Source organism: Nocardiopsis sp. FIRDI 009 (genome assembly GCF_003386285.1).
In the GTDB taxonomy this organism is placed as follows: domain Bacteria; phylum Actinomycetota; class Actinomycetes; order Streptosporangiales; family Streptosporangiaceae; genus Nocardiopsis.
On the sequence record NZ_QPNC01000028.1, the window covers coordinates 85,267 to 92,279 of the forward strand.

At 74.7% G+C, this 7,013-nt stretch carries 7 protein-coding genes and 1 pseudogene; all 8 read right to left on the minus strand.

Translation table 11 applies throughout. The features are described from left to right. Nucleotides 1-91: 91 nt before the first annotated feature. A complete protein-coding gene (locus DVR05_RS27155) occupies nucleotides 92-2,086 on the minus strand; it encodes a hypothetical protein (protein ID WP_198659294.1) in 1,995 nt (664 codons plus the stop codon). Nucleotides 2,087-2,527: 441 nt separating this feature from the next. Beyond that, nucleotides 2,528-3,499, minus strand: coding sequence for an aldo/keto reductase (locus tag DVR05_RS22095; RefSeq protein ID WP_116247824.1), 972 nt, complete (start codon nucleotides 3,497-3,499; stop codon nucleotides 2,528-2,530). Further along, complete coding sequence (locus DVR05_RS22100) at nucleotides 3,499-3,897, minus strand: MerR family transcriptional regulator (RefSeq protein ID WP_116247825.1); 399 nt, start codon at nucleotides 3,895-3,897, stop codon at nucleotides 3,499-3,501. The genes DVR05_RS22095 and DVR05_RS22100 overlap by 1 nt, the downstream gene beginning before the upstream one ends. 69 nt (nucleotides 3,898-3,966) lie before the next feature. Then, nucleotides 3,967-4,647, minus strand: coding sequence for a TetR/AcrR family transcriptional regulator (locus tag DVR05_RS22105; protein ID WP_116247826.1), 681 nt, complete (start codon nucleotides 4,645-4,647; stop codon nucleotides 3,967-3,969). Between the two features lie 38 nt (nucleotides 4,648-4,685). Beyond that, on the minus strand, nucleotides 4,686-5,465 hold the full coding sequence (locus DVR05_RS22110) for a hypothetical protein (protein ID WP_116247836.1): 780 nt from the start codon (nucleotides 5,463-5,465) through the stop codon (nucleotides 4,686-4,688). Between the two features lie 547 nt (nucleotides 5,466-6,012). Continuing rightward, nucleotides 6,013-6,297 carry a hypothetical protein gene (locus tag DVR05_RS22115; protein WP_157982509.1) on the minus strand — a complete coding sequence of 95 codons (285 nt, stop codon included), beginning with the start codon at nucleotides 6,295-6,297 and terminating at the stop codon, nucleotides 6,013-6,015. 192 nt (nucleotides 6,298-6,489) lie between these two features. Further along, nucleotides 6,490-6,744: a hypothetical protein gene (locus DVR05_RS22120; protein WP_116247828.1), complete on the minus strand. Its 255-nt coding sequence runs from the start codon at nucleotides 6,742-6,744 to the stop codon at nucleotides 6,490-6,492. 83 nt (nucleotides 6,745-6,827) lie between these two features. Next, nucleotides 6,828-7,013: pseudogene (locus tag DVR05_RS22125) on the minus strand (ISAs1 family transposase); the annotation flags it as partial.

Below are 7,013 nucleotides of genomic sequence, written 5' to 3' on the forward strand. Positions count from 1 at the left end.
CCGCACGGGGCCGCGGACCCGCCTCCCCTCCGGGGAGCGGGGTGACCGCCCGCCCCGGCCCCCGGCCCGTGACCACCGCGGGTCCCGGAGCTCAGCCGAACGGGAGCAGGCCCCACACGAGGGTGAGGAGGTCGGTGACGCCCGTCCCCGAGCGCGCGCCCGCCTCCAGGCCGAGGGCGAGCACGACCGCCACCAGGAGCACCACCATCCACGTACGCCGCCGCCCGGGCGGCTCGACCGGTTCGGCGGGTTCGGCGGGGGCGTCCAGCCAGGGCCGGTCCAGACGGGCGACCTCCCGGCGCAGGTCCTGGACCTCGGCGTGGTAGCGGTCCCGTTCGTCCAGGACACGGTCGAGTTCGGCGCGTTCGGCCCGGATCGCGGCGCGAGCGTCGACCACGTCCACCCGCGCGCTCTCGGGGCCGTGGCGGGAGTGCCACCGCTCCAGGCGGGCCAGGGGGATGTCGACGTAGTGGGTCGGCCAGTTGTCGTCGGGTGTGCCGTCACCGGCGGACTCGTCCGGGGCGGGGGCGGTCTCGGCGGGGTAGTCCGGTTCGGGGGCCAGGTTCAGCGGCGGTGCGTCCTCGGGGGATCGGGGGTCGGGGGTGGCTGGTGGAACCGCGGAGGGTTCGCGGGGTTCCGGTTCGTGGTGGGGCTCTCGTTCGGCGAGGGGCCACAGGGGCGGGGGTTGGGGTCGGTCGGGGTCCTCGGTCTCCGGCGCCTCCACCTCGGGGAGGTCGGGCAGGTCGTCGGGGGCGACGTGGGCGGCGGGGGCCTCGGATCCGGTGAGACAGCCGGGTTCGATGAGGCCGTCGGGATCGTCGAGGGCGGTGGGGTCGTCGAGCCCTGGAAGGTCGGTGGGCTCGGGGAGATCGTCGGGCTCCGCGAGGTCAACGGACCCCGGAGGGGCGACGGACTCCGCAAGGTCGTCGGGCTCCGGCGGGTCGGCCGGATCGAGGTCGGCCGGGGGCTCGTACTCCGGGGGCAGCCACTCCGGCTCGGGGACGTCGTCGAGGTCCGGCAGGTCGACCATGGACGGGACGTCGTTCTCCACGGCGGCGGTTCCCCCGGGCGGTCCTGGGACGTCACCCGTGACCGGCGCGGCCGTCGTCTCCGGCTCCGGTTCGGCCGCCCGCCCCCGGGCGGGCGGATCGAGCCAGTCGCACAGCAGGTCGCGGCGGTCGGCGAAGGTCGGCGCCTCGGGCACCCCGCGCTCGCGCAGGTGGGCGGCGAGTACGTCGCCGCCCTCGTCCCGCAGGAGCGTGACCAGGGATTCGGCCACCGCGAGGTGGTCGGGCGCGGGCGGGTGGAGGAACGGCGTGCGGGTGTCGGCGGTGGGCGGACCGAACGCCAGGTGCTGGCCGTCGGCGGTGCCCAGCACCGGGTCGTAGGTGGAGAAGGACCAGCTCCACCCGGCGGCGGGGATGGCCCGGGGTGGGGTGAGGACGTCGCGCAGGATGCGGTGGACCCCCCACAGGAAGCGGAGCTGGACCGCCTGCCACGGGTCGGCGAGCTCGGGGTCCAGTCCGATGTGGATCGGCAGGTCGGGGCGGGCCAGGGCGGCGGCCACGGCGCCGACGAGGACGGGCTCGCCCGCGACGGAGGTCTCGGCGGCTCGGCGGTCGCGGGTGCGCACGGCCCCGGGAGCGGCGGTGCGCTCCCAGGGTTCGGGGGTGGGCAGGGCGGGCATGGTCGCCCAGCCGGGGTCGGGGGGTCGGGCGGGCGAGGGCCGGGTGTTCGGGTTCTCGTGGAGCGACAGCGCGCGCGGGAACGCGAGTCCGCGCGCCGGTCCCACGATCGCCCACGCGTGCGCGTCGCGGACCTCGCCGGGCCAGCGGTAGACGAGGGCGGCCCGCCCGTCGGGGTAGGCGCGCGCCCAGAGGGTCTCGGGGTAGTCGGCGGGGTCGGTGCCGGGGAGGGCGGAGCGGTAGTCGGCGGTGAGCGCCGGAAGGAGCCGGTCGCGCCAGGACCGCAGGGCGGGTTGGTCGTCCTTGGTGAGGGAGGAGGCGGCCGGGCCCGGTCCGATCCGTCCGAGGAGGGTCGGTTCGGCCCAGGCGAAGTGGATCTGGTGGTAGGTGTCGTCGGGCAACTCGCCCCTCCCACGGGTCGGCGGACCGCGGCGGCGCGGCCCAGCCCGCCACCATCAAGGAAGGTATCCGGTCACCCCACGGCGAAAACAACGCGTTTACACCTATGGGATGAATTACGAGGTTCGCCCCAGTAGTTTCTGGCGCACTCACCCGGGGGTACCGTTCGGGCGCCGCCAGGGTGCTCGTGGACGGGGCCGCGCCGCAGGCGTCCGTTGAGGGTGGCGGAGGGGGGCGGGCGGGCGAGGCGAGCCGCGTGGCGAGGAACGAGCGACGGGCGCGGCCGAGAAGGAAGAATCCCCGGCCGCGCAGGCGCCCGAACAGAGTCGGTGCCGCGCCGCCAGACGTCGGTTGAGGGTGCCCGCCCCGCCGCGAAGCGGCCCCTCGGGCGGGGCGGGCGACGGGCGGGCCGAAGCGCAGCGGAGGCCCGGAGCGAACACGACCTAGTTCGCGTCGGCGAGGCGCTGCCACTGGTCCTTCGTGAGCGTCAGGTCGGTGGCCTCGATCGCCTCGTCGAGCTGCGCCGTGGTGCTCACCCCGACCAGTGGCACGACCGCGGGGTCGCTGTCCATCAGCCAGGCCAGGACGACCTGGTTGCGGGTGGCCCCGGTCTCCGCGGCCACCTCGTCGAGCACGGCCAGGCGGGCCGCCGTCCCCGGGTGGTCGTAGGCGCGTTCCAGCTCCTTGTCCGCTCTGGTGTAGGCGCCCCACAGCAGCGAGGTGTAGGCCACGACCGTGTACTCCCGCCCCTCGGCCGCCTCGGCCCGGACGAAGTCCAACAGCTCCGGGGTCACGTGGACGTGCGCCGTGGCCGTCAGGGGCACGTCCATGCGGGGCTGGAGGTAGCTGTACCGGTACTGGAGCAGGCGGGGGCGCGGCCAGGAGTGGGCCTCGGCGACGGCGCGGGCCCGTTCCAGGCGCCAGGTCCGGTGGTTGCTCAGTCCCACCTCACCGACCGAGCCCTCCTCCACGAGCGCGGCGAAGGCGCCCAGGGTCTCCTCCAGGGGCACCGATCGGTCCTCGATGTGGGCGTACAGGGCGTCGAGCCGGTCCACGCCGAGGCGCTCGCGACTGCGTTCGGCGGCCGCGGCGACGACCTCGGCGGACAGCCCCTCCGCCGTCTCCAGGCCGGTGCCGGGCACGGTCGGCATGGCGCCGAGCTTGGTGGCGACGAACACCTCGTCGGTGATCCCGCGTTCGCGGCGCCAGCGCCCGAGGAAGGTCTCGCTCTCGTGCCCCTCGAAGCCCTCGACCCAGAACTGGTAGTTGTCGGCGGTGTCGACGAAGGTTCCGCCCGCCTCGACGAAGCGGTCGAGCAGTGCGGAGGCGGTGGCGTCGTCGGTCTCGCTGCCGAACTTCATCGCGCCCAGGCACAGGGCGCTCACACGACGGTCGCCGACGGTGGTGTAGCGCATCAGGGGGTCTCCTCAGCCGGTCGGGGGGCGTTGTCGGCGAGGACGCCGACGTAGTAGTCGATCTTGTGCTGGATGGCCGTCTGGTGGGCGCGCAGCTCGGCGATGCGCCGGTCCAACAGGTCCTGGTGGCGCTGGAGGACGTCCAGCCGGTCGTGGATGGTGTGGTCGCCCGCCTGGACGAGTTCGGCGAACTCGCGCAGGCGGGCGATGGGCATGTCGGTGTCGCGCAGGCACCGGATCAGGCCGAGGAGTTCGACGTCGTCGGCACGGTAGCGACGGTGCCCGCTGGGGGCGCGGTCGACCCGCCGGAGCAGGCCCTCGCGTTCGTAGTAGCGGAGGGTGTCGAGGGTGAGGTCGAACCGTTCAGCGACCTCACCGGGCGTGTAGTAGTCCCTCATGGGAAAGAGCATGGGGCCTGGAGTGCACTCCAGGTCAAGCGGAATCCGCGCTCGGGTTCGGCGGAGGGGTCAGCCGCCGCGGATCGCGCCGACGACGGCTCCGGTGAGGTCCTCGATGATCTCGTCCTCGCCGACCTCGGGGTGCTCCAGCCACCACTCCCCCGCCGCCTGGACCATGCCGACGACGGCGTGCGCGACGATCTGGGCGTGCGGACGGCCGGTGACGCGGCCCTCGCTGGCGAGCTGCTCGGCGAGCTCCTCCCCCAGACGGCGGACCATGAGCCCCAGGTCACCGCGGGTGCGCGGGTCCTCGGAGGTGGCCCGGTCCATGAGGAACCGGTAGAGGTTGAGGTTCTGCGAGATCATCGACAGGTAGGCGCCGACCGTGGCACGGGCGCGGACCTCCAGCTCGGCGTGCTCGTGCAGCTCGGCGCGGATGCGTTCGATGAGCGGGTCGACGTGGCGCTGGGCCAGGGCGCGGTACAGGCCGCCCTTGTCGCCGAAGTGCCGGTACAGGATCGGTTTGCTGATCCCCGCCTCGGCGGCGATGGCCAGCATGGGGGCGTCGGGCCCGTCACGCTGGATCACCCGGTCGGCGGCGTCCAGGATGGCGCGGCGCCGTTCGGGGTCGCGCCCGCCCCGGCCGCGTCCGCCGCGGCCGGGCGCGCCGGTGGGGACCTCCGGCCGGGGGGCGCCGGAGGTGTCGTTGTCGTCGGTCAGAGCCGTCCGCCGTGTGTAGTCGATCGCCACAAGGGTTCACCGTAGCGTCTCGGCGGGGTCACCGCCGCTCAGGAGCGGATCGCGATCCAGGTCGCGTGGGCCTCGGCGAGCAGGGCGCCGTCGGTGTCGTACACGGCGCTGCCGGTGTGCGTCTTGCGTCCGTCGACGGACTCCAGGTGGCCCATCACCACGTGGGTGTGCCCCACGCGCGGCGCGCGGTCGACGCGGGCGGTGATGCGGCCGAGGACGATGGGGCGGCCGACGACGTCGCTGGACCAGCCGCCGGGACAGTCGAGGGCTGCCCAGGTCTGGGGCAGGGGGACGGCGCCCGTGTCGTCACCGAGGTCGGCGTGCGGGGTCCAGGTGCAGGCGACGGTGTTGCCCTGGCCGTCGGGGCCGGTGGCCGGGCGCACGGATCCGGCGAACAGGCGGAGGCCGTCGCCCTGGGGGCGGGCGGGACCGCAGCTGTAGCAGTGCGGGAAGGGGTGCTCGACCAGGCCGGGGTAGCGGCTCTCGGCGTCCTCGGCCTCGGCGGGGGGCACCGGGCCGCCGGGGATGGCGGGGCGGTCGGGGAGTTCGGCGGTCCGGGCCTCGGCGACCAGGTGCGCCCGGTCGGTGCGTTCGGGGTCGGTCAGGCGCAGCCCGGTGGCGGGGTCGCCCTCCACCGTGAGCGGACGCCCCAGGGGCGGCGGGGTGCGCAGGGTGACCGTGACCGCCGGGCCGCCCGCGGCGGTGAGGTGGGCGGCGAGGAGTCCCGCGCTGTAACCGCCGTTGCCCGACCCGTCCGGCCCGTTGAACCGCGCGGGGATGGTGATGGTGGGGGCGCCGTTGCCCGAGTTGGCGTTCATACCGTCAGCGTAGGGGAGGCGCCCGGCCGCCTTCGTGCCGACCGGTCGGTTCGGGTCGGTCGTGGGGTCGGGGCGGTCCTCCAGCAGGGCGTCGTACAGCCAGCGGAAGACGAGGGGCCAGGTCAGGCGGGCGACACCGCGCGGACGCGGGGAGAGCAGGCGTCCGGGGACCGCCCCCGCCGTCCCGTCGGGGCGGACGGGAACTCGTGGAACCCGTCGAAACCGCGCGGCCCCCGGAAACGGAACCGCACCCGCCGGCCGGGGGATCCCGGAGGAGGCGACGCTCCTGGCGGCCGACGCGGCGCGGCGCCTCCTGACCCCGCGTCCCGCCACCGGCTGACGCACGGCCCGGCCCCGCACGGGTCGCGGGTGGTGGCGCGGTGGTCGAGAGGCTGACCGACCCCGAGATCGGCGCTCACCGCCCCGCGGAGCCGGTTCTGCGGCCACGTCGGCCGCGGGGCGCCTGTCGTTGACCGCGTGCCCCTCCCCGCATCCGGACGAGGTCGGGGGGAGCGACGGAGCGGGCGCGCGCCGCTTCCCGTGTCGGTCAGCGTTCCTTCCTCCGTGAGGGGCAGAACGGCCGGTGGCTGGCCGGGGCGAGCACGACGAACACGGACAGCGGCCAGACCACGGCCGCGACCAGGAGGGACAGCCCCCAGGTCGCTGGGGTCACGACGGGCAGGTTGTCCACGATCCTGCTGAAGAACGCGTGGTTGTCGCGGCACGGTGTGCAGTCGGGCTCGGGGTCGCGGCCCAGCACACGCTCGGCCTCGAGGTGGAAGAGCAGCGCCGTCACGGCTCCGGCGGCGAGATAGACGTACAGGATCATCACGGGGGCCTCCGGGCCACGCTACCGGGTCGCGAAGGGGGCCCGGCGGACTCCGTCGACCGCGGGGGCGGCGTCGGCGTGCGGTGGCTTCGTCCCGTGGACGGCAGGGCGCGAACACCCCGGAAACGACGAACACCCCCGGCCCGGTCTCCCCACCACGGAGTGCGGTCTGGGTGCGCCTCTGCTGACCGGCGCTCACCACCACAGGGCAGGCCCGGAAGGCGCGGGCGCCCCTGGCGGACGCCGGATGGCCGGAGGTCCGCGTCGCCCCGGAACCCCACAGACGTCCTCCCAGGTCGCGTAGTCGGCTGCCCGGTCGCCGTCGTGGTCGACCTCGAACAGCAGCAGGTAGCCGCTGGACGAGTTCAGCGCCCGACCCCATCCGTACTGCCGTCCCCGGTGGGTGCCGTAGCGGACCTGGACTGTCCCCGCCGAGGTGTTCACCGACACGGCGGTCCTGGGGTCGGTGACGCTCCAGACCTGATCGGGGCCAGGGCTGTTTCATTCTCGGTGGGTGGTGACGTTCGCACTGGTCAGAGAAGACCGATCACGTCCAGCGGGCGGGTGAACGCCTCATACGACACCCACCGGATCGCGTCGGGCACCGTGTCCTGCCCCAACCGGTCCAGGAACACCAGGGCGACCGCTCGCAGCGTGGCCAGGTTGTCGGGAGCGTGCCCGGAGCGGACCTTGCAGGCGCCCTCACCCAAAGTGACGTC